Origin of the sequence: Arthrobacter sp. CAL618 (genome assembly GCF_000468215.1) — a bacterium.
Lineage (GTDB): Bacteria > Actinomycetota > Actinomycetes > Actinomycetales > Micrococcaceae > Arthrobacter_D.
Map to the genome: position 1 here is coordinate 1 of NZ_ASZW01000208.1, position 2,052 is coordinate 2,052.

Sequence of the window (2,052 nt, forward strand, 5' to 3'; positions counted from 1 at the left end):
GCCGCGAACGCCGGAGCCCGAGCCCGGGTCCCAGCCGGACCAGGTGCCGGCGAGCGCGTCGAGGTCCGCCCCGGTCAGGTGGTTTACGTGGTCCACGCTGGCGGCACCGAACTCGACGGCGAGTTGCACTCCCTCGCCGTGGCCCAGCTGGTTTCCGTGGACGCGAAGTCCCAGGCCGCTGTCCCGGCAGGTGCGAAGGATTTCCCGGGATTGTTCGGCGGTGAAGGCGCCCCGTTCGCAGAACACGTCGGCCCAGGTCACAAAGGGGCGGACGGCGTCGAGCATCGGCCCGCAGACCAGGCGGACATAGTCCTCCGGATCGACCCCGGCCGGGACCAGATGCGCACCCAGGTATGTCACCTCGTCGACGACGCCGGCTGCGATGCGGGCGCTGCGGGCTTCGTGGCCGACGTCGAGCCCGTACCCGGTCTTGGTCTCCAGGTAAGTGGTGCCGCCCGCATTTGCTTCGGCGACCCGACCGAGCAGGAGCCGGGTGAGGTCGTAGTCCGAGGCTGCCCGGGTGGCATTGGTGGTGACGGCAATCCCGCCTGCCGCATAGGCTTCACCCGCCATCCGGGCCTCGAACTCGGCGGTGCGGTCTCCCGCGAAGACGAGGTGCGTGTGGCTGTCCACCCAGCCGGGGAGCCCGGCGCGTCCGCCCGCGTCGACCCTTTCGTCTGCGGCCGGCGCATCCGATGCGGCCCCGATCCAGCTGATCCGCTCCCCCTCAAACACCACCGCAGCATCTTTCAGGACGGTCTGCTCGCGGTCCTGCGTCAGCAGTTCACCGATGTTGGTGATCAGCGTACTCATCCGTGTCCCTCCAGGGTGGCGGCCAACAGGGCGGCCGGATCACCAAGGTCAAGATGTTGCCCGTCGAGGGCGATGACCCGGCCGGCGACGACGACGGCCGTCACATCGGCGGCCGTGGCGGTGAGCGGCAGCTGGGCGGGATCGGATCCGGCGGTGCGCAGCGATGCCTGGTCGATGCTGACCAGGTCGCACGGACTTCCTACCCTGATGGCGGCCACGGGGGTAGCCATGGAGCGGGAAGCACCGGTGGTTGCGGCGTTCAGCAGGTCGGCGGGGGCAAACCGTCCACGGTGCCCGGAGGCCAGCCGTTCCCCGTGTTCGAGCCCCCGCATTTCCAGCCACGGGTCGATCACAGCATGCTGGTCAGTGCCTAGGGCGATCCGGGCGCCGGCGTCGCGGAGGGCGCGGCCCGGCCCGATGCCGTCGGCGAGGTCCGCCTCGGTGGTCGGGCAGATCACTGCGGTGGCGCCCGCAGCTCCCAACAGGGTGATGTCCTCGGGGGTGAGATGGGTGGCGTGGACCGCGCTGAGTCGGTCGGTGAGTAGCCCGTGCCGGTGCAGCAGTCCGGTGGGTGTGGTGCCGTAATGCTTCAGGCAGTCGGCATTTTCTGCCGGTTGTTCCGACAGGTGAATGTGAAGGGGGACATCGGCGGGAAGGCCTGCAGCGAGGGTCCGGAGTGCCTGTTCGGGGACCGCGCGAACCGAGTGCAGCGCAGCACCGACGGTAACGAAGGCTGGCTCGAACTGTTCGGCGACGCTCCGCCGGAGGTCGGTGAACCGGCGAAGCCAGGCGTCGGCGTCGGCGTCGCCAAACCGCTCCTGGTCAGGTTTCAGTGGCGCTCCGATGCCCCCGGCGAGGTAGCAGGTGTCCAGCAGGGTCAGCCGGATTCCCGCGGTGACCGCCGCGCGGCACAGGGCGAGTTCCATGGCGTGCTTCTCACCGCCGTTGGTGTCACCGCCGTTAATGTCACCGCTGTTGGGCCCGTAGGGTTCACCGCCCGGCTGGTGGTGAACATAGTGGAATTCGGCGACGCTGGTCCAGCCGGTGACCACCATCTCGGTGAAGACTGCCGTGGCGAGCCGTTCATAGCTGGCGGGAGTCAGTTGCCGCGCCGCGCGGTACATTTCTTCCCGCCAGCCCCAGAAGTCGCCGCCGTCGTCGTGGGTCCGTCCCCGAAGCAGCCGGTGGAAGGCATGCGAGTGGGCGTTGGCGGCGGCGGGGAAAACCACCCCGGCGAGG

General features: G+C 69.5%; 2 protein-coding genes. Both read right to left on the bottom strand.

Annotation, left to right across the window (positions count from 1 at the left end; genetic code table 11):
- Positions 1-813 (bottom strand): imidazolonepropionase (locus K728_RS0112485; protein ID WP_024476923.1); only part of this gene is annotated, 813 nt, incomplete at its 3' end.
- Positions 810-2,052 (bottom strand): formimidoylglutamate deiminase (locus K728_RS0112490; protein WP_019483555.1); only part of this gene is annotated, 1,243 nt, incomplete at its 5' end. The genes K728_RS0112485 and K728_RS0112490, both read right to left, overlap by 4 nt.